We start from the raw sequence: 22,020 nt of genomic DNA on the forward strand, positions 1-22,020 counted from the left end.
GTGTCGTGCAAATAAGAATTTTATTTAGTTTTCTAGTTACTCTGTATTCCCATAAATGCTACCGAAAACTTAAGCCTTCTATCTCATCCTAATCAAATACCATATAGCATAGCTCGATATACTCGTTATCTCCCACCCCATAATTCCGATGCATATCATTTGGAACTTTGAATAACTGATTACTAAATCATAAAATATCTCCTTCATAAACCTCCTTACCATTGTTATCTTTTAAACGTTTGTATAGTAGTATTTCACAGTGATCCTGTTGATCATGAAGGAATATCCAAGCACTTTATACTGCTACCACATACACTATAAGATGTTTGGAATTTACTACATTATTTGAAATTAGAGTTAGGAGGATTTAATATGGCAAATTGTAAAGGTTTAGCTTGTTTTTTATTCTCTTCATGGCCAACAGGTACAGTTGTTACAGTTACTACTAGATCAGGTCAAATTATTGGACCTGCTACTTTTTCACTGTTCTTTCCAAATCTTTGTGCGGTGGTATTGGTAGAAGAAGATGTGCTGACCCCCTCTTCAACCAATACTATATTCATAAGTTGTGAAGATATAGAAAGCGTTACTTTAACCACACCTTAAGATGATTTAAATGGTTCTAGTTCAATCTATAAAAAAGACATTCTAATGAATGTCTTTTTTATGAAAAAATCTAATCAGAATAATCACAAATGTATTATTCTATTTTATCTATCACTTCAATAATTTTCTTTAATTTTTTCCCTTCTAAGGGTTACTTGTCTACACATCCTTCTACATACTTTCATATGATACAGTATATTGTTTAAAGGAGGGACAAATTTGTTCTTATGCAATTTATTTCGTTGTTCAGGTGGAGTATGTAGTATTTTTAAAAATTTACAACCAGGCGAAGTCGTTACTGTGACTGGTAAATCTGGAAATATTATTGGACCTGCTATTTTTACAAATTTTAACCCTAATACTTGTATCGTCACATTAGAAGAGGAAAATTCAATTACTCCTCCTACTATAAGTATTACTAAGATCAGTTGTAAAGAAATAGAAAGTGTTACGTTTAGCTCATAATATATTTTATACCTAAAGCAGGGATTGAAATATGAAACTCTTATACATTACTTCTGGTTACTCAAAAATCTATCAATATCTAGATCAAAGCATACAGAGAACACTTATCAATCAAAATCTCGAATGGTTAGCAGTACAGCCGAGTGAATTAATAGAGCAATTAGATTTCATTACAACAACGTTTCATCCTGATATTGTTTTCACCTTATTAGGTAATCATCTACCGCAAATAGCCATTCAATATTTTAAAAAAAGGAACATTAAATTAGCTGTCTGGTTAACTGAGGACCCATTTTATATAGACACTTCTCTTCTCCTATTAAATAACTTTGATTTTATATTTACTATCGATAGTGAAGCACTTAAATATTACACAAGTTTAGGATATACCAATGTATATCACTTACCATTAGCAACTAATATAGATGTATTTAAACCTGGTCTAAAAAATTCAAAATATAAAAGTGAAGTATTGTTTATTGGATACCCTTATCCAACCCGAGTGAAATTGATACAGTTTCTTTTGGAAAAAACTCCTTATCACTATACTGTTATTGGTCAACACTGGAGAAATAAGTTAATTAAAAAATGGAAAAATCACCGAAGAATTAAGATTATAGAAGAATGGATTCCACCTCAAGAAGTTGCGTTCTATTATAATAACGCTAGTCTTATATTAAATCCTCATCGTAGTTATATGTTTCCACAGAATAAAAATAAAAATAGAGTAAAAAGTAATACCATTAATAATCGTACATTTGATATCGCCGCTTGCCAAGGCTTTCAAATTATTGAAGAAAAATCTGATCTTTCATCTTTCTTCAATAAAGATGAAATTATATCCTATAACAGCTTTAATGATTGTTTAAATAAGATATCCCTTCATTTGAATGATACGATTTCAAAAAGATTAATGATCGAAAAAATTCACACAAAAGTTATTACACAACATACTTTTCATGAGAGAATCAATTTTATAACGACTATATTACAATCACAACTTTATTGATTTATTAAATTAAAAAAAATTTTTATAATCATTCTAAATAAATTAAAATGCCTTTTCAATTTTCTGAAAAGGCATTTTAATTTATCTTTTTTCGCCAGAAAACTCCCTCCTCAATTTTCCTGAAGGTGTACTAACACCAACAAATAGATAGGAGGTACATGTCGGTTAGCACAAACTAACATGTTTGCTACTATATACTTGAAATGAATTCCTATTAGTATTTCAGTATACTCTATCAAATTAAATCCCATGAAATAGGTGTTCCTTTTTTGATATCCTTACTCACTTTCTTACCGAGAATTTTGGATAAGTGTTTTGGCAATAAGCCATTACCTGGTCTAATAGCTTTAATATTTTCATTCGTGAATACTTCTCCCGCTTTTATGTCTTCTACAACATATAATGACCTTCTAAACTTTAAAGAGTCTTTTTCTAAATTAGTTGGTCCATAATATACACTCCCTAAAGATTCCCATGCTTTTTCAGTTTCACTTACTAATAATTTAAATTCGGCAGGTTCCATTGAAAATTCAGCGTCTACACCTCCGTCAGACCTCGATAGTGTTAAATGTTTCTCAATTACTGTGGCCCCCAAAGCAACACTTGCTACAGATACCCCTACTCCAAGTGTATGATCAGATAAACCTATTTCACATTTAAATAACTCCTTCATATGAGGTATGGTAGTTATGTTTGTAGATTTTGGTGATGCAGGATACGTACTTGTACATTTTAATAGAATTAATTCTTTACATCCCTCTTCTCTTGCAGCCCTTACTGTTTCATCTAATTCAGCAACTGAAGCCATACCTGTCGAAATAATTATTGGTTTTCCTGTTGCGGCTACTTTACGTATGAGGGGAATATCAGTATTTTCAAAAGATGCGATTTTATAACAAGAAACATTTAATGACTCTAGAAAATCTACAGCAGTTTCATCAAATGGCGTACTAAATGGTATCATTCCTAATTCTGTACAGCGATCAAAAATTGGTTTATGCCACTCCCATGGTGTATATGCTTCTTTATATAAATGATAAAGTGATTTACCTTTCCATAAGCTGTTCGTATCCTGAATTAAAAAATCACCGTTTTCTATATTTAAAGTCATTGTATCAGGTGTATATGTTTGAATTTTAAATCCCTGTGCTCCAGCCTCTGCAGCTGCTTCTACAATTTGCAATGCTCTACCTAATGATTGATTATGATTCCCTGACATTTCTGCAATAATAAATGGTGGCGAGTTATTGCCAATCTCTCTACCGCCGATATATACATTACTCATGTTTTTCACCTTCAAGTTCTTTTTTTATAGCTTTTTTCCTTTCCATCCATTGCTCATAAAACAGTGTCATTTTAATGACATCGATATATTCATTACCCTTGCAAATATGGTTCACATATCTTCCATTTTCTATGAACCCAAGTTTCTGATGAAAGTTTAAACTAATACGATTTAATTCTAATATTTCTGCACACACTTTTTGTATGCCTTTTGTTTCAAAAATAAAATCTAATGCTAATAAACCTAATACAGTTCCAGCACGCCTTACGCTTTGTTTGTCACCTATATAAAATCCCCAATAACAAGTCCGATTCATTTTGTCTATTTTTGTAAAATTAACAAATCCAATTGGTTTTTCTTTATATATTAATAATCTTGCAATCTTTGTATCATCCATTTCTAGTTTTTTATACCATTTTAAATGTTCGTCTATTGTAATTTCATGATCTTCATACATAGCCGTACGTATTTCTTTTGTATTCCTCCACTTTAAAATAAGTTCTAAATCTTTCTTTTCTAAACTTTTCAATTGAAAATCCCCTATATCTAACATGCTATCCTCCTAAAATAATTTTTGCTATTTCATCTGAATTACTGGCACACTGTATAGAAAGAGCCTTATTAGACATTTCTTTCACTATTTTAGAATTTGATAAAAGCTTCCTTAGACATTTCGTAATCGTTTCATCCGAAACACTTTCAGCCGTACCAATATTCCATGTAGCTCCAGCTTTCGACACAGCCTGGGTTACTTCAATTTGATTTGGAGCAGTTGTAATTGTTATAGAAGGTAATCCAAGAAAGCAGCGTTCCCATGTGGTTGTGCCACCAGCTCCTATCCCTAAATCCGCTCGTACGATAAACTCTTCCATATTCTCTATTTGACAATAGAACGAGGCATTAGAAATACTCATGCAATAAGATTCAACCTCTTCTTTATGGGGATTTTGACTTCCTACTACTACATCTACTTTTAAAGTATCGCTACTTATATTTTGTATAGCTCTTAATGTTTTTAATGTTTCATTCGTTGCATCATGCCCCCCAAAAAATATAAAGATGCGTTCAATCTCACCTGTTCTTTTTCTTGAAAATTTTTTAGCAGCATGAAACTCTGGTCGTAATATGGCATATTTAGGTCCTAATTTCACTAATGATTGCTCTGGTAATAAATCTTTATAGCGACCATTAAGGTTATCATATAAATTTTGGTCTAGTAATAAATCACAGTCATGCATTCGATTTGCAAGATCATCAATTACCATAATCTTTCTTACAGTTTTTCTTAAAGCAGTCTCCCACTTATTATCTAATCCATAATGATCAACAATTAACCAATCAAACTTGGGAAGTTGCGACAAAATATCATTGGTCTGTTGTGCATCAACAAACCAATGATATTTTAGCCAATTCAAATAACTCCCGTGTACTGTACTTGAAAAATTCGTATTTTCACCATCTGCATCTAATAAAAACACATGAAATCCCTTATTTAAAATATATTGCTGCAGATCACCTTGCAGCTTACGGCAAATGAAATAAATCTGAGCACCTTTATTCCGTAACTCATGGGCAAGTGTTAAACAACGCATAATATGGCCGGTCCCTATTTCAATAGATGCGTCGGCGCGAAAGGCAATTTTTTTCTCAAGCAAGTTACTCCCTCCTCACTAAAAGCGCTACAATTTATTAATTTATAATTTTGTTTCTCTATTTAACTCATCTACTAACGATTTTTGATTTATATATTTCAGTTTCACATGACTATTGATTTGAACAAGTTCAGGATTTCCTAGGATGTAATCTTTTATTTGATGAAAAAATAAAGGTTTAGATTTTACATTCAGACTTTTATAAAGTTCATTGAACATATCTAAATCTGGTTGTTCATCTAATGTTAGCCTCCAAGTAGGGTAACGAAATGGAGGAGGGAGTTTTACTATATTGACTTGGAATAAATGAGGATTATTCACAAAATACAACGGAAGGTATTCTGCATAGGTTAAAGTTTTTTGGGTTTGTAGCAATCGTTCGATTGCCTCTAATGTAAAAATATCGCCTGCTGTTCCAACAGGTAACGTACTTAACTCTGCCTGTGTATAATCTGCACCGCTTTTCAAATGTTCATCTAGTAAAAAAGTATTGATTTCTGGTGACACAACTGGGCAATCTCCTGTAATCCGCATTACAATATTTGCATTTTCTTGTTTGGCAGCTTGGAATATGCGATCAGCAGTATTTTCTGGATCACCTCTAAAAATTTTAACCTTCCCGTCTAAATCAAATTTTTCCAAAGGATCATCTTGTGCTATATCTGAAGTAGCAAGTATGACCTGATGTTTTCCTGGAATAGCTAATGTATTTATAAGACACCTTTCAATGGAAGGGATTCCGTGTATTGGTAATAATGCCTTTAAAGGTAACCTAGTAGATTTTAACCGGCAAAGTACAATTATTACTACTTTTGGAGGTTCAATAACCTCTTTTGATAATGGGGTACCTGCAGACAAATTATATAAAGCTATCTGAGGTAATAATTCCTCTGCTTCAAGCTGATTCAGTGCATTTTCAACAACATCTAGTTCCATAGCTATTTTATTAGCTGTAATAATCTCTCCTTTTTTAATATCGATTTTTGTAACAGCTCTTAACAATTTTTGATTTTGCAATCTTAATAACACCCCTTTCATTTAATGTTTAGCAACTCTATAAAACGAAAGAACTTTTCTCACCGCTTTTATTACATCCCATACATCAGCTTCTGTCATTTTCGGAAATAGAGGCAGTGTAATAATTTCCTCATATACATTTTCTGCTTGTGGACAAATACCTTTTTCATAACCTAATTTTTGATAAAACGGTTGTAAATATACGGGTATATAGTGCACATTCACACCGATATTTTCTCTTTGTAATGCCTCGTAAATTTCTTTTCGATTGCCCTTTAATAATTTAGTATTTAAACGAATAATGTAAAGATGCCAACTTGAGTCTGTTTGGGGCAATTGCTTTGGTATGATGATCTCAGATAGACAACTAAATTCTTTATTATAGATGTCTACATATTTCTTTCTAATCTTAATAAAAGATTCTAATTTATTTAACTGTGATAAGCCCAGAGCAGCTTGTATATCCGTTAATCTGTAGTTGTAACCTAAGAATTGCATTTCATAATACCAAGGCCCATGATTTTCAAGAAGTTTTTGAGGATTCCTTTCAATTCCATGCGTACGGAATTGAACAAGTTTTTCATAAAACAGTGGATTATTTGTAGTAATTACTCCGCCCTCTCCGGTAGTAATATGTTTCACCGGATGGAAACTAAACATTGTCATATCACCAATAGAACCAATCTTTTTATTTTTATATGTGGCTCCTAATGCGTGGGCTGCATCTTCAATGATAATCAAATTATTTTCTTTTGCGATTTTCTTTATTGCCTCTAACTCTACAGGCTGCCCAGTAAAATGTACGGGAATGATGGCTTTTGTTTTGTTTGTAATCTTTTCCTCTATAGATTTAGGACTAATGTTATATGTTTCATTGTCAATATCTGCGAATACTGGCTTTCCACCCTGGTATAAAATACAATTTGCACTTGCTACAAATGTCATTGGAGTTGTAATTACCTCATCTCCCTCAGTTATGCCAGCTGCATAGCAAGCAGCATGCAGAGCAGCTGTACCATTTGAAAAAGAAACAGCGTATTTTGCTCCCACATACTTCGCTATAGCCTCCTCAAACTGTTGAATCGTTGGCCCTGTCGTTAAAAAATCACCTTTTAATACATCTACAACCGCCTGAATGTCATATTCATCAATTTGTTGTTGACCATATGGCAAATTTGTTTCTCTAACAGGCTTTCCTCCATTTATACCGAGAATTTCCCTTACCATTATTCTTTCTCCTTAGGGTTACTTTTTAAAGATTTAATCCACTCTTCTGTTTTAATAACTCCATCTTCTAAAGAAACTTTTGGTTCCCAACTCAATATTGTTTTTGCTTTTTCATAGTTACATAATAATTTTTGAATTTCACTTTGTGGATGGATATGAGTTACATGTTGAATACTTACTTTATTTCCTGAAATCAATTCTGCTAATTTATTAATGGATATATCTTGTCCTGTTCCTGCGTTAATAATATGACCATTTGCTTTTGAAGAGTATCCTGCCGCCACAACAAAATCCGCACAATCTTCAACATATAAAAGATCTCTCGTTTGTTTCCCATCTCCATAAATATTTAGTGGTACATTATCTAATTTATTATTTATAAAAATAGCAACAACCCCACCTTCACCACCAGTTTTCTGGAATGGGCCATACGTATTAAATGGACGAATAACCACAACTGGCAGCTTGTAAGCATAATAGTAAGATAAAACCATGTTTTCAGCAGCAATTTTTGATCCAGCATATGGAGAAGCTGGTTTAATCGGGTCTAATTCTGATATTCCTTGTATATTAGTAGCTTTATCGTATACCATACACGTACTCATAAAGACCATTTTGACATTATGCTTATGACATTGTTCTAACAAATTAAAAGTACCTACTGTATCATTTTCAAAAGTTGTTCTAGCATCGTCTATACTATCTTGAACATTAATACTCGCTGCTAAATGATAACAAAGGTCAAATGAATTATTTTCAAATAATTGAGCAACTAATTTTTTATCTTTAATATCTCCTTGAATGCATTGTTTTAAATTTAGATCGTGTGCAAAATCGGTAATATTTGCAGTAGTTGAATTTGCTAAGTTATCTAATATCCATACTTCATGCTTATCCTGCAATAATCTCTTTACAACCCACCTACCAATAAAACCTGCACCACCAGTTACTAATATTTTCATAGTTTCTCCCCTCCTGTTAATAGTTGCTGGTTTAATATTAAATTTCTAAGCTCTTCTTTTGAAATAGCATTTTGATTATCAGAACGGTAAAACCCTGCCTTCGCTCTTTTTGCATTTTCATATTGAGCACCCTTTTTTAATGGGCTAGGAATGATAAACATATCTGGTAATTCAAAAGCCTGTAAAGATTCATCATGTGTCATAAGTTCTTCATACATTTTTTCACCAGGTTTTAACCCAATTTCTTCAATTTTAATATTCTCCTTGGGCAATCCATATAACTTTGTAACTTCTTCTATCATCACTTCACTTAAATCGTTTAATGAAATAACTGGCATTTTTAATATAAAAGTTTCACCACCCTTTGCTATTTTCATTGCTTCAATTGTTAACATAGTTGCTTGGGTCAGTGTCATCATAAATCTACTCATACTAAGATCCGTTACAGTTATTTTTTGGTTTTCTTTAATTTGATTTTCAAATAAAGGAATGACAGAGCCTCTTGACCCCATAACATTTCCGAAGCGAACACTTGCAAATATCGTTTCACTTGAACCTTTTGAATATTCCGCTGACGTAATCAGTCTTTCAGCAGTCAATTTTGTTGCACCGTAATTATTTGTTGGTGAAATTGCTTTATCAGAACTTGTAAAAACTACCTTTTTTACTTTCTGAGCAATTGCCGCTTTTATTACATTTTGGGTTCCAAAAATATTGGTCAAAACTGCTTCAAACGGATTATATTCACAAAACGAAACATGCTTCATCGCTGCCACATGGAACACATAATCAATATTTTCCATTGCACTATATAATCGATCGTAATTTCGAATATCCCCGATTAAATAGCGAATATTTTGATTTCTCCCTCTGAGTTCTTCTTGTAATAAAAATTGATTATATTCACTTCTACTAAAAATCCTTACAACTTTGGGCTTTTCTTCTAGAATATTAGAAAGAATGCTCTTTCCAATTGTTCCTGTTCCACCAATAATTAAAATGTTTTTATCTTTAAAAAACATATAAATGCATACCTCCTCTTATTGAAATAATTTTTAGTCAAGAAAACTCCCTTCTCAATTTGTATGTAATGCTATTGCACCAACAAATAGGTGGGAGATAAATTAGCTTTTTGAATAGCAAAACATACGATGCTGTTCTATATTTTTGGTACAGGTTGCGCATTGAAAACTGAAAATATGAGGTTGTTTAAGGCGTTATCTTTGGTTGAAATGAAGATATTTTTTTCAAACTCTAACTACAACTGCGTTTCTTCTATTGGCTCAATGGATAGTTGTTTATAAAAATTATTTATTTTCATATTATTTTTTACATCATCGTCTAAATATTGATAAAAATTACTCAGTAATGGCAAACGGATATTATAATGGTTTAGCTCAGAAAAAACATTTTATATTCTGGATTTAGCGCTCAGTAATTCCTAAATAGATATCACTCAACATTTCATCCTCTTTTTCTTTTTAAGTCTTCTCTTAATTCTTTACATGTTCTTTGTGGCGGTAATAATTGTACAAATTCATTTTTTTCTTCTGCAAATAACTGCGAATGTATTGAATGTGAAGTAATATAATTGATATCTAAAATTTCATCTAAAGGATAAAAATCCCAATAATGATTTAATCTCCAAAAAAAGCGTGCATCTCCTATACGATAAAATTGAGGATCTTCATCCCAGTATGAATTCCACCTTTTTTCAAGAATCGGTAAAACAGAGGCTCTATGCATAATAGAACAATGATCAATTGTACATGGAGCATTATTAGTAATTTTTTTGGCAGCTCTTTCAACAGTTTTAATAGGCAAATCTGATTCATCTAGATGAATCGTTTTTGATGCAGAATATATAATTTGAACACCTTTATTCTCATCAAGATAACTAGACATCTTTTTGAGTCGTTCTTTTTCATATTGATTATCATCAGTAATATAAGTAATATACTCCCCCTTCGCATGCTTAAGAGCCTCATTAATTAAAGCAGCATATCTGACTTTTTTTGTCCGTTCAGAAATATGGGCCACATTACTTTTATAAAAATGTACATTTTCCTTATTTATAAATGGTTGAATTACCTCCTGGGTCATTTCATTAGAATTATCATCCATGATAAAAAGCTCAAAATCTTGAAAAGTTTGGTTTAATACACTTAATATCGATTTTTCAACAAACGTAGGCTTATTGTAACTTGTCATTATAACTGAAATTTTAGGCAAATATTCCTCTCCTCCTTATAACCAAATACAAAAACAGTTACGTTATTATATAAAAAGAAAGGACAATCCGTTCCGATAATTTCCAAAAAAATTTATATATATATTAAAATCTATAGCAGCGTTTATATTTATCTATATATCTCTTTTTACTCCACTATAGTCCATACCATATCTATGAAAAGGTAATAAACTATCCAAGTACAAAAAAGAATGTATCAATAAAGGTTTATTATTATCTATTAGACTTCGCTAGAAAAAAACATTCAATATTCTCAGAAGAGGTGACGATTTTGCAACCCCTAATTTCAATTATCCTTACTAGCTATAATAAGCCATCATTAATTAATCAAGTTATTGAAAGTGTCCTAATGCAAACTTATAAAGAATGGGAACTTTTTATTATGGATGATAACTCTTGTCCAGAAACTATAAATATTATAAAAAATTATTTAGATGACCCTCGAATTTATTATGAAAATAGTTTTATACAAGATAATGAGAGATATAAAACCACAAGATATGCAACTCTCATCAATAAGGCACTTCCATTAACACGTGGGGAGTATATTTGCTATTTAACGGACGATACTATGTACGTTCCAAACAGATTAGCTGAAATGTTATCTTTCTTAGAAAAACAACCTGAAATAGATATAGTGTACTCTTCTCAATACGTAAAATATGTTGATTATAATCTACAACCTATTCATGAATATGTAAGAGAAGCTTCAAAAATTTTATATACAGCTGCAAATGTTGTGGATCACTGTTCAGTTATGCATACTAGAAGAATATTATTAAAGGTTTATGAAAAATACTGTGAATATTGGGATACAAATCCTTTATATTGGTTTGTTGGAGATGCGATGTTTTGGAAACGCCTAAATACATTCCAGCCTTTTTATCCCATTAACAAAGTGCTCGATATTACTTTTAAAACACCATTTTCCTTCCAAAATTTATATGCTAACCTCCCTTCCAAAGATTTAAATGGTATTTTGTTTAGCAATTCACAAGGTGAAGTATTTTTAATTGATAATTATAAACGTAGGCTTATATCGAAAGAAATGCTTTCCTACTTCAAATATAATCAAAATGAAATTGTCCCAATCCCTGATCCCTTTATCTACAAATATACTGAAGGTCCTCCCATAACCCTTACTGAATCAATCCCAAATCTACGGGTTGTGCAAAACGAAAAAGAAGAATTATTTTATATAGAAAATAATCAAAAACGTCCATTCATTAACACCATAGCATTTCGCAAATTAAAATTTTCAAATCAAGAAATTATTAAAGTTTCACAAAGTAGTTTAGATAAATTTTCAGATGGACCACCTATTTATCCGAATTTATCTCATTACACGATTCTACCCGAAGGAAAAGTATTTATCTATCATCACAATTATTTCATAATGACAGATTACATGCTTCATCCAATAGATAGAGACATATTGCAAAAACTATATTTATTAAAGAACTGTATACCGATTTCAAAAACTAGTTTATCCTTCTTTAAGATTGGTCCTCCTATTTCATCATACCCCTCTCACTTAGCTAAAGAATACCAAGAAGAATGATATAAGAGGATAGTACCAATAAGAGATATTGCTTCAAAAAATAAACATGATACAAATTGTATTTTTTCATTTTCCATTAAAATTTTGGTACTATTTTGGAAATAACCTTCTTAAAATACCTAAATCATATTAACAAAGGTTTTCAATGAGTTGCACTAACTCAAAAATAAAAGTCAGTCTCAATAAAGAGAAATGACTTCTATCTATATCAAATACTTCCTTAAAATTAGGGAATTTTACAGAATAACAAAGTATTTGTAACGATAAATTTATCAATATAATATAACATTATTAACGAAGGCTCTTTTCACTTCTAGATTGTCAAATTCTCACTATAACTAAAAAATCTTCTCATCTTATATAAAATGAGAAGATTTTTTCAGTGGAAAGGTTTCTTGTTACATCCTTGACTTTCTAGCGATGTTTTACCACGATGTCCAACCACCATCAATGCAAATATTTTGCCCCGTTACATAGCTTGAAGCATTAGATGCAAGAAAAACAATCAACCCTTGTAATTCCTGGGGATTTCCAATACGACCTAGCGCTGTTTTTTTCTTTAAATTTCGAATAAATTCTTTATTTTTCTGAACTTCTGTATTAGGAAATGGACCTGGAGAGATAGAATTAGCTCTAATTCCTTTTAAACCATAGTGACACGCAAGATACCGAGTAAACTGTATGATAGCAGCTTTTCCTGCTCCATAATTCGGAGGATTATTAAAGCCTGAATCGCCATAAATAGAAGGGTCTGGGGAAACAACACCATACATTGAAGAGATATTAATAATATTTCCTTTATTCTTCGGTAGCATATATTGTAATGCCTTTTTAGTAACCCGAAACACATTATTTATAGAACCATCAATTCCTGTTTCCCACTCCGATTCTGTCATTTCTTCAATAGTCTTTCCTGCTCCAAAGTAAGCATTATTAATAAGAATGTCTATCTTATTATATGAATTATAAATCTCCTCAAATGTATGGTTTATTGATTTACTATCTGAAACATCTAGAGCATATCCCTGACATTTCACATTATATTTTTGATTTAACTGATCAGCTAAATTCATACATTTTTCTTTACTTCTACTAACTATCATAACGTTTGCACCATACTTAGCCAGCCCTTCAGAAATTGCAGAACCAAGATAACCAGATCCACCAGTAACAATTGCATTCTGGCCTTTTAAACTAAATAATTCATGTTGATTCATTATTCACCCTCCATAAGTTCGGATTAATAATTATCTCAGGTATATCCTTAAATAATTTCTTTGCAGTATTAAGAACTTTCTCTTCTAATAAAGGTGAATTACAGATTTGAATATTTTCTTTTAATTGATCTACTGTTTCACATCCAATAATAATCTTATCAACTTCTTTCAATTCTCGAACAAATAATAAAGCCAATTGCGCTCTACTTAAATTGAATTCCCGAGCTAAAAACTCAAATTCTTTTATTGGTTTTTTAGCGATTTGTAAATAATCGGGAATTTTTTCCGTATCCATTAATAGCAACCCTTGAAGATATGGGCTTCTAGCATGTATTTCTATTCCTTTTGTTTTCAGCTTTTGTAGTAGGCCTGAACAAATTAGACGTTGATCAAATATATTTAAAGGAACTTGAATCATATCAAAACAATCAAATTCCAAAAACCGCTTAACTTCATCAGGTGTATAAACGGATACACCAATCTTTTTGATTACTCCCCCTAATTTCAATGTATTTAATTTTTGAATGATATATCCATTATGTGAAACCATATTTTTAGAATCATGTAACAGGCAACAGTCTATAATATTTGTTTTCAAATTCATCATAGATTGTTTAATATATTTATCAATTAAGCTATCTAAATGCTCAATACCAATATTTTCAGAATCAATCATAGGTATTTTAGTTACAACCTGAAAATTTTTTTCTGTTGTTTTGCTTGAGACATATTCACCTATAATAACTTCACTATTTCCATAAGAAGACGCTGTATCTAACACATCTATACCATTATTTATAGCATATTTGATGATATTTAAAGCCTCTTCCCTATCAGGTTTACCCATTATATTTCCTATTCCATAATGAAGACCCAGCTGAACAGTACCTAATGCTAATTTCATAGAGCACCTCCATAATAACCACTTAGTCTAGTTAGATATTTTAAACGGAATGACAATATATATTTACATTGAACTGCCCCTACCTTCACTCCGTTTAAAGGAGGAGCTCTTCTCCTTCACATGATAAAGATTTCTTATTTATTTTTAGTTATCAAGATTGCGTATAAAAATGTTGATGTAAAGAGAATAAAGCCTGAAATTTTTGGGCCGAATGTATATAGAATCTGTGGCATTTTCTATACGTACGATACGACAAAGAAAAAATGGATTTATCTTTTATATCCTTATGAAATCGAAAATCAAATTCGTTCCTATAGGCTCCTTCGTACAACACGGCAGACCTTACTGACCGCAAATAGCGGGATAAAGCAGGTAAATAGTATCCTGCCCAGCATATGAAAGTGACTGCTATTTGGTACAAATAATTTTGGATCTCGAATAATTAAAAGCTCACTTAAAGAATGCTACGGTGATGCGATTGCACACTCTAATACATTAATGGAAAACTACTACTTGATATTTCTCTGATGGAAATCAAAACAAATATTTCCCATTTTCCCAATAATAATTTTAAAAAATAATTATTTCACGTTCTAAATTCGTTTCTTGGTTCATACGTTATTAAAGTTGTTGAAAAATAAAAAAGCGAAAGATTTAAAATATGATCCAAATGGTCCAGATGATGTTTAAGAGAGGTAGGTATATCTTCTCCTAAATAAACACTGCAGCTGCTATAGCATGTGATTATTTACACTTCACTTCTGTTTAAACATTTCTAAATAAAAAATCTTGCTAACAATTCCTTACAAATACACTTAAGAAATTACATTCTATACAACTGCTGCAATTTTGTAGTTACCTTGAGAAAGGACAGATTGCTGATGCAGAAATTTAATATTAATAGGAAGCTAATTGGTGATGATTCATCAGTTTTTGTAATTGCCGAGGCCGGAATTAATCATGCAGGTTCATTTATTGAGGCGAAAAAAATGGTCGATGTTGCCAACTCAAGTATGGCTGATGCAGTTACTTTTCAGCATATAGCCTATAATGACATTGATTGTAGAAAATCTTCTAAGACCAAATTAGATTGGGATAAATGGAGATTATCAGACGAACAGATTATCGAATTGTTTGATACTGCACATAGATTGGGATTATCTACGACGGCTTGTGTAGTAGATTTTAAGTCTCTTGAATTTATTGTCAAGTCAGGTGCTGACTTTCTTAAAATAGTTAGCGGGGATATTACATGCCATCCCTTTTTGGCTGAATGTGCAAAAACTGGTTTACCTATATTTCTTTCTACTGGAAGTGCATTGTTATCTGAAATAGAAGCTGCTTTAGAAGTGATTGAAAAATCAGGTGGAAAAAATGTCGTTGTATATCAAACTAATACTAAATATCCGACTCCACCTAATGAAGTTGATCTTAGAGTAATGGAGACACTAAAAAAATTTAATTATCCAGTAGGCTTCTGTGATCACACTGCAGGAACAGCTATCTCCTTAGCAGCAGTGACGTTAGGTGCTCACGTTATAGAAAAGCACTTCAGTTTAGACGCTACAATAAAAAGACCTGACTATGAAGTTTCTATTAATCCTCATGAACTAAATCAATTTGTAACTGATATACGTAATATTAAAAAAGCAATGGGTGTGCCGATAAAGCGCCGGCATACGGATGATGCAAATTTTATATTAACTCGTAGGTCCTTGGTAGCTTGTAGTGATATGACTAAAGGTACAAAAATCCAATGGAGTGATTTAACATATAAGCGCCCTGGAACAGGTACCCAACCTTCAGAAGCTAAGAATTTTATAGGTAGAACTTTAAAATATGATGTAAGTAAAGATGATCAATTATATGAAGATATGTTGGAGGAGATTTAATGAATAAAATTGAAAGACGTACCGCATTAGTGTTAGCTAGTTCTGATGGACTTGGCTTAGCAGTTGCTAAAAGATTATACTTTGATGGACATAATGTAATTATTACAAGTAGAAGTGAAAAATTAGAAAAAGCTAAAAAAGAAATTTGTGATATTGGTAGTAAAGGAGAAGTTCTAGCAATCCCATCCGACGTAACTAGCATCGAGGATTTAAATAAACTTATTATGCAAGGAAAAAAGCAACTGGGGAATATTGATATTTTATTTACAAATGTGGCTGGTCCTAAAGCTGGAACGATAGAGGATTTAACTATTGAAGATTTCTGTAAAGCACACAATGATCTGTTATTGCCCGTCATTTATTTAACTAAACAATTAATTCCTAATATGTCTTCTCGTAAGTGGGGAAGAATTATTATAAATTCTTCTCTTACTGCAAAAGAGCCTTCAAAAATGCTTACCTTATCAAACATATATAGGGCTGGACTAGCTTCTCTTTCTAAAACTCTTTCTCATCAATACGCTAGTTATGGAGTTACAGTTAATACTGTTGGACCTGGTTCTTTCAAAACTGCTCGCGCATTAGAATTATTAAATGAAATGTCTAAAACACAAAAGCGAAATGTTGAAGATATCGAATTAGAAATCACAAAAAATTTACCAATGAAGAGATATAATGACCCAATAGAATTTGGTAATGTTGTAGCTTTTTTAGCTAGTGATGCTGCAAGTGCTATTACAGGTACTTTTATTCCAATTGATGGTGGAATTTCTCATGGGATATTCTAGATAAGTAGATATTTTACTATTATCCCAAAGTACTAAATGCTGAGATCGAGGTTTTTTATATTGTGATCTCTTCTATTGGTAAAGCAAGTTTTTTATAAAATTCAACTGGAACCATTCAATCAGGTGTTAAACCCATCTAAAAAGAAAAATAACGATAAAAAATTGCTGTTTTTTCATAAGAATACTTAATCATTTAATCATTTTGATATAATTATCTAATTGTATCAAAGCCAAAAAACTACTTACTTAACAAATATTAATGCACTTTTAACTTCAAGACCAAAAGAAGAGCGAACTGTATTGCCATTCCCATCAGAAAAAAATTAGGAAACGCACTGATTTCAAAATAACAAACTTCTCCCACACATCTTGGCCCACAAGAAATTTCATATTGTAGTGAAATTTCAATCCAGACGAAGTTCTAGATTGGAAATATTAGTTCTGTTGCAAAATTAACTAAAATGTAAAAGATCTGTGGTTGAAGAAAATAAATTTTATACAGGCAGCAATAATTTCTATAATTCATTGTATATCGAAAAAACGGAGTTTGGTTGAAGACTCCGTTTTTTTATATAAGGAATGAATGGCTTCAATTCCTTTTATTGTACTTGAGGCTTGAAGAGAATTTTGAAATCTTGAGTATCTAGCAAAACGACGTTTTACGTGTCTATGATCTTATTCCATACGATTATTTAGATGTTTAGCTGTAGAATTCATTGCGTTTTATAAAGTTTTTTTACTTTTACATACCTCGAGATAAATCTTGTAATTTTTGAGTAACTGTAGTTTGAGGGTAATTTTTCTGTATGAAATAATCTCTTAATTGTTTAGCAGTTGTAGAATAGGAAGAATCATATAAAACCTTTTCAATTGTCTGTATCATATTTTCAATAGAATGAGTTACAAGCCAGCTTAATTCATCGTAATATTTATAATCTCTCTCCTCTGACTTAGATTTATAAACGACTACTGGTTTATCCAATAACATAGCCTCTAATCCTACTGTTGAATTAGAGATAACTACAAGATCTGAATTAGAAATGACATCATAAATACTTACTTCTGTTGTAATATACTTGACATTAGGGTATACCTTACTTAAATGAATATATTCGCTCACTAAATTACGACCTTTTTCCCAAGGGTGAGGCTTTATAATAACTGTAATATTTTTGTCTTTCATCAATTGTTTTGTTAGTTCAACATAAACTTGGGTTTTAAATGGTTGCGTTGCTATAAAGATTATTTTCTTAGAGGTATCTATATTTAGTTTCTTACAAAGTACTTTTTTTTCTAAATGCTTCTTTTCAAAGATATCATCATATCTTGGGTGTCCCAATATCTCGATTTGAGAATCCGCTCCACCTCTTCGAAAATACCACTCTCGTTCATACTCTCCATATACAATCTGTTTCGTAGCGAAAATTGGAAAAAACGCTTCTTCTCCCATTATGGCCCCATGCTGAAGACAATAACTTGGAATCCCCTTACTTTTAGAGATAAGAGTAAGTATTCGGTTCGTTATATCTTCTGTTGTACCAACAATCACACTCGAGATATCATGTTCTTCAAAAATAAAATATGCCATATTAATTTTTTCAATCATGATAGGAAGATCATTGAGTAGTTTTGTTTGAAAAAATTTATTAGAAAATAACGGATGTTCTTTACATGTTGAAAAAATTTTTTGAGCTTTTTCAATGAAAATATGAGAACTATTAGGAACTTTATTTGTATAATCCAGTGTGCAAATCGTAGGGAGACCATAAAGCTCGCTTTTTTTTGCTCTTGTTAATATTTTTGTATACTTAGGGTTAAAATGCGAAAAATTACCTGCTGAAAAACGAAGATAATCAGTATTAAGCAATACGACTCCATCTGATCCTCTTTTCTTTGTCGTTTGCTCAAGCAGAGGCAACCATTTTTCAAATTCTGACTGCAATTGTTTTTCTTCTATTGGTGCAACAGACAAATATTTATAAAAATCCTTACTTTTCATCTTACTTTTAACATCTTCTTCTAAATATTGATAAAAATTACTTAATAAAGGTAAAGAAATGTTGTGATGTACTAATTCAGAAAACACCTTTATATACTCTAAATTTAATAACCAATAATTTTTCAAATAGACTTCACTCAAGGTCTCACCCTCTTTTTCTTCTTAAGTCTTCTCTTAATTCCTTACATGTTCTTTATGGTTTAATAATTGTATAAATTCATTTTTTTCTTCCGCGAATAACTAAAAATATATTGAATTTAAATTAATATATTTTTTATCTAAAATCTTATCTATCGGATAAAAACCCAAAAATGATTCAATCTCAAAAAAATAGCATACCTCATGCAATAAAATTCGGTTTCTTATCCCAGTAAGAAACCTATTTTTGAACGATTGGCAAAATAGAAGCCCAATACATGTCGAACAATGATCCATTATATATGGATCATTGTTTGTAATCTTTTGTGCAGGTCTTTTTACACCTTTAATTGGCTGAGATGCTTCGTTAATTAAAACTGCGGAACATTGACAATTCTAATTTAATACGCTCCGTATCGATTTCTCTACAAACAATGGCTTGTAATAACTAGTCATAATAACTATAATTTTAGGCAGCTATTATCCCACTCCTTATCAATAAATAAAGTTCAGTTATATTATTATATAAACAAAAAGAACGAACTGTTCCGGTAATTATGATTTTCTTTTTGTATACACTAAAAGATAAAGGCGATATCTTGTTTGTCCATGAATTTTTATTATTTTCCGTAAAAATCTATTCCATAAGTAACTTCAATCACAATATGACTTGCTAACTAGAAAATCTTCTAATGTGAAAAATAAACCAGGAAACTCTAATCGCTTTCTAGACTTACTCCCCTCTCACTCTTAAGCGTCACAATCCTTATTAGTGGTACATATGCAATTTCCGTTTCTGCCATAGCGCTGTGTCACTTTTCATGCTTTGACTTCTTTGAATTCAATAGCGCTTTATCAGCATTAACCTATCGAGATCAATTTTATATTTACCTCAACGTGTTTTACTATTATTGGATCAAATATTATCCCGATTAAAATAACCACGATATGTACAAGCATTAGAAAATAGGAAGCATAATATAGAGCATTGCCACCTATTGGCATGTCATATCAACAAGTAAATGCCTTTCAAACATGATTATTTCATAAAAAGGCATGAGTTCTAAAATTATTTTTCTTAATACGGTATGTAATCAACTTTATATACCACATGAAATAACACATAATTTTTGATAAAGGAAGTGAAGTACATGTTACCTTGCCAAGGTACGTGCAATCAATATGTAGATTTTGAGGTTTTAATTACAGCTCCTGAAGGATATATAATTAATGATTCGAATTATACCGGTGCTGTCACCTGGAATACAAACCGATTAAAATGTGCATTTGAACCATGTACGCTGCAAGCACCGAATCCTTGCCTTCTTCAAACTGATCTACCTGATGGTTCCTATCCAGTACACAGTGTTCGCATATATGGAGTACTTACAATGCTTGTTAGTATTTCCCCTGTTCAAAATCAATATGGACAAGGAGATGCAGCTTTTTCTAAATGGCATAAATTCTCTATCAATCAGATTGTTTATTATACAATTGATTCGAATTGCTGCTTTGATTTTAGTAGCTTTAAACTTAAGAGTTTAACAGTTATGCCACAAGATAAAAATACATTTATCTTAAATGGCACCCTCTCTGTTTTACCAGTGCCACCAAATCCTCCTATTTATGCTTTTACAGCAAATAGAGATGATAATACTCTTTCAGTAATTAATATAGCAACAAAGACTGTCCAGCATGTAATCAATCTTCCATATCAGCCAATTAAAGTTGCTGTTAGTCCAAACAAAACATACACTTTAGTTTTGCACTCAAATGATAATAGTGTTTCTACAATTAATAATGAAACACTTACCATTATCTCTACTTTCTCGATAAACGATCCAATTGATATTGGATTTTCTCCGGATAACCAGTTTGCGTATATACTAAATTTTTTAACTGGTTCAATGGGCATTACTGTTATTAACCTCTTAACTCAAACCATCTCTAATACTATCTCGCTTGGAGGATATGGATTTTCAAGTATAGCAATTGATCCGAATGGACAATACGCCTACATCGTAAATTATACGACTTGGAGTATTGTAAAGGTTGATCTAAACACAGGAGAAATTGTAGCAGAACGTCCTACTTCAAACGATTATCCAACTCTCATAGAAATCAGCTTGCTTGACGGATTCGCTTATGTTACAGAAGAGTTGGTGGCGTCTGGGACTACCCTTACAGTTATTGACTTGTCCACTTTCCAAGAGATTGGGGATATTCTTACTGGAGCATATTACTACTCGTTCCTTGCTCTTTCACCTAATCAACCTGTAGCATTGCTAGGAGAAGAAACTACAGATGAAATCAATATTATTGATACAGCACAACATCAATCCACAGGCACTATTTCCATAAATGGCCCAAAAAGCGCTGCGTTTACCCCTGATGGAAAATTCATCTATATTGCACAGCCAGAACAAAACACAGTTACTATTCTTAACTCCGTTGACTATACCGTAAATACAATAGTAACAGTTGGAGCATCACCTGTAAGTGTTGCAATATAAAGTTTAATGCTTATTAACATTCAAGAAATACGGAGGATTGCCCCCTCTACTTATATTAATTTCCTACTCTCCGATATTCCATTTATACAAATAACTAGTATCCTTCTCTTTATTTAATGACTAATCGTTTATTTTGATATGTAATAATTTATACACGGGCCCTTCTTAAATACTAAAAAACATATTATTTAATAACTCCTTAATATTTCCTATAGTTATTTCCATTACAATTCTCTGTAATTTTGTTTATCTATCCATTCCCTCCGTCGATCAAATCTCCCTCAAGGAATCCAATTTAAAATTCATTTTACAAGTAAACACCCGTTCCATAAGTAGATTATTTAAGGGAAAGGAGTCAGACTTACTGGATTCCCTTTTCTTCTCATCCTTTTTTGAAGCTCTTTTAAGTCTAATTCTATTGTATTCCAGCTAAATAATATTCCCACTAATAAATAACATGTTATATAACTATATAAAAACTCTAGCAAATCATTAAAGGAATCTCCTTTCCCCTATCGAATTATTGTAGAGGAA

18 protein-coding genes and 3 pseudogenes are annotated in these 22,020 nt (G+C 31.6%); 7 read left to right on the forward strand and 14 right to left on the reverse strand.

The genetic code is table 11. From position 1 onward, the window contains the following. The first annotated feature begins 372 nt into the window (after positions 1-372). The 3 genes from ACUN13_RS22395 (at position 373) to ACUN13_RS22405 (ending at position 2,080) form a co-directional block, all read left to right on the forward strand. Positions 373-606 (forward strand): hypothetical protein, encoded by a 234-nt coding sequence (locus ACUN13_RS22395; protein WP_001262458.1) that lies wholly within the window; start codon positions 373-375, stop codon positions 604-606. 219 nt (positions 607-825) lie between these two features. Continuing rightward, positions 826-1,071 (forward strand): CGEA protein, encoded by a 246-nt coding sequence (locus ACUN13_RS22400; protein WP_161520290.1) that lies wholly within the window; start codon positions 826-828, stop codon positions 1,069-1,071. A gap of 31 nt (positions 1,072-1,102) precedes the next feature. Next, positions 1,103-2,080 (forward strand): CgeB family protein, encoded by a 978-nt coding sequence (locus ACUN13_RS22405; RefSeq protein ID WP_409532325.1) that lies wholly within the window; start codon positions 1,103-1,105, stop codon positions 2,078-2,080. A gap of 235 nt (positions 2,081-2,315) precedes the next feature. Here the strand turns inward: ACUN13_RS22405 and pseI are convergent, their stop codons facing one another. The 9 genes and pseudogenes from pseI to ACUN13_RS22450 form a co-directional block, all read right to left on the reverse strand. Then, positions 2,316-3,365, reverse strand: coding sequence for a pseudaminic acid synthase (pseI, locus tag ACUN13_RS22410; RefSeq protein ID WP_409532326.1), 1,050 nt, complete (start codon positions 3,363-3,365; stop codon positions 2,316-2,318). Continuing rightward, positions 3,358-3,918, reverse strand: a complete 561-nt coding sequence (pseH, locus tag ACUN13_RS22415; RefSeq protein ID WP_161520287.1) for a UDP-4-amino-4,6-dideoxy-N-acetyl-beta-L-altrosamine N-acetyltransferase — start codon at positions 3,916-3,918, stop codon at positions 3,358-3,360. The genes pseI and pseH overlap by 8 nt, the downstream gene beginning before the upstream one ends. Before the next feature lies 1 nt (position 3,919). Next, positions 3,920-5,020 (reverse strand): UDP-2,4-diacetamido-2,4,6-trideoxy-beta-L-altropyranose hydrolase, encoded by a 1,101-nt coding sequence (pseG, locus tag ACUN13_RS22420; protein ID WP_409532327.1) that lies wholly within the window; start codon positions 5,018-5,020, stop codon positions 3,920-3,922. 39 nt (positions 5,021-5,059) lie between these two features. Continuing rightward, entirely contained in the window at positions 5,060-6,055 is a 996-nt protein-coding gene (locus ACUN13_RS22425; RefSeq protein WP_137026390.1) for a cytidylyltransferase domain-containing protein, read from the reverse strand. Continuing rightward, a complete protein-coding gene (gene pseC, locus ACUN13_RS22430; protein WP_409532328.1) occupies positions 6,056-7,261 on the reverse strand; it encodes a UDP-4-amino-4,6-dideoxy-N-acetyl-beta-L-altrosamine transaminase in 1,206 nt (401 codons plus the stop codon). Continuing rightward, the gene (locus ACUN13_RS22435; protein WP_409532329.1) at positions 7,261-8,223 is read right to left on the reverse strand and encodes a dTDP-glucose 4,6-dehydratase; all 963 of its coding nucleotides are present in this window, start codon (positions 8,221-8,223) and stop codon (positions 7,261-7,263) included. Before ACUN13_RS22435 ends, pseC begins: the two co-directional genes overlap by 1 nt. Beyond that, on the reverse strand, positions 8,220-9,245 hold the full coding sequence (locus ACUN13_RS22440; RefSeq protein ID WP_000465151.1) for an SDR family NAD(P)-dependent oxidoreductase: 1,026 nt from the start codon (positions 9,243-9,245) through the stop codon (positions 8,220-8,222). The genes ACUN13_RS22435 and ACUN13_RS22440 overlap by 4 nt, the downstream gene beginning before the upstream one ends. A 239-nt stretch (positions 9,246-9,484) precedes the next feature. Then, positions 9,485-9,686 (reverse strand): annotated as a pseudogene (locus ACUN13_RS22445) (CDP-glycerol glycerophosphotransferase family protein); the annotation flags it as partial. 1 nt (position 9,687) lies between these two features. Further along, entirely contained in the window at positions 9,688-10,455 is a 768-nt protein-coding gene (locus ACUN13_RS22450) for a glycosyltransferase family 2 protein (RefSeq protein WP_409532330.1), read from the reverse strand. Positions 10,456-10,745: 290 nt separating this feature from the next. On the opposite strand from ACUN13_RS22450, the gene ACUN13_RS22455 reads away from it, so the two are divergent. Then, complete coding sequence (locus ACUN13_RS22455; RefSeq protein ID WP_161520281.1) at positions 10,746-12,035, forward strand: glycosyltransferase family 2 protein; 1,290 nt, start codon at positions 10,746-10,748, stop codon at positions 12,033-12,035. A gap of 425 nt (positions 12,036-12,460) precedes the next feature. On the opposite strand, the gene ACUN13_RS22460 is transcribed toward ACUN13_RS22455, so the two are convergent. Both ACUN13_RS22460 and ACUN13_RS22465 read right to left on the reverse strand, forming a co-directional pair. Next, positions 12,461-13,252 carry an SDR family oxidoreductase gene (locus tag ACUN13_RS22460; protein ID WP_409532331.1) on the reverse strand — a complete coding sequence of 264 codons (792 nt, stop codon included), beginning with the start codon at positions 13,250-13,252 and terminating at the stop codon, positions 12,461-12,463. Beyond that, on the reverse strand, positions 13,239-14,156 hold the full coding sequence (locus tag ACUN13_RS22465; RefSeq protein WP_161520280.1) for an aldo/keto reductase: 918 nt from the start codon (positions 14,154-14,156) through the stop codon (positions 13,239-13,241). The genes ACUN13_RS22460 and ACUN13_RS22465 overlap by 14 nt, the downstream gene beginning before the upstream one ends. A gap of 881 nt (positions 14,157-15,037) precedes the next feature. Here ACUN13_RS22465 and ACUN13_RS22470 point away from each other — a divergent pair. Together ACUN13_RS22470 and ACUN13_RS22475 are read left to right on the forward strand one after the other, a co-directional pair. Continuing rightward, on the forward strand, positions 15,038-16,048 hold the full coding sequence (locus ACUN13_RS22470) for an N-acetylneuraminate synthase family protein (RefSeq protein ID WP_001168998.1): 1,011 nt from the start codon (positions 15,038-15,040) through the stop codon (positions 16,046-16,048). Continuing rightward, the gene (locus ACUN13_RS22475; RefSeq protein WP_409532332.1) at positions 16,048-16,836 is read left to right on the forward strand and encodes an SDR family oxidoreductase; all 789 of its coding nucleotides are present in this window, start codon (positions 16,048-16,050) and stop codon (positions 16,834-16,836) included. The genes ACUN13_RS22470 and ACUN13_RS22475 overlap by 1 nt, the downstream gene beginning before the upstream one ends. Positions 16,837-17,351: 515 nt before the next feature. Here ACUN13_RS22475 and ACUN13_RS22480 read toward each other — a convergent pair. From ACUN13_RS22480 to ACUN13_RS22490, 3 genes and pseudogenes are all read right to left on the reverse strand, one after another. Beyond that, positions 17,352-17,544 (reverse strand): annotated as a pseudogene (locus tag ACUN13_RS22480) (DDE-type integrase/transposase/recombinase); the annotation flags it as partial. Positions 17,545-17,578: 34 nt separating this feature from the next. Next, complete coding sequence (locus tag ACUN13_RS22485) at positions 17,579-18,976, reverse strand: CDP-glycerol glycerophosphotransferase family protein (RefSeq protein WP_409532333.1); 1,398 nt, start codon at positions 18,974-18,976, stop codon at positions 17,579-17,581. Positions 18,977-18,980: 4 nt separating this feature from the next. Continuing rightward, a pseudogene (locus ACUN13_RS22490) lies at positions 18,981-19,345 on the reverse strand (glycosyltransferase family 2 protein); the annotation flags it as partial. Positions 19,346-20,124: 779 nt separating this feature from the next. Here ACUN13_RS22490 and ACUN13_RS22495 point away from each other — a divergent pair. Beyond that, positions 20,125-21,486, forward strand: a complete 1,362-nt coding sequence (locus ACUN13_RS22495) for a YncE family protein (RefSeq protein WP_409532334.1) — start codon at positions 20,125-20,127, stop codon at positions 21,484-21,486. Positions 21,487-22,020: the final 534 nt, after the last annotated feature.

The organism is Bacillus cereus group sp. Bce041 (assembly GCF_052646455.1).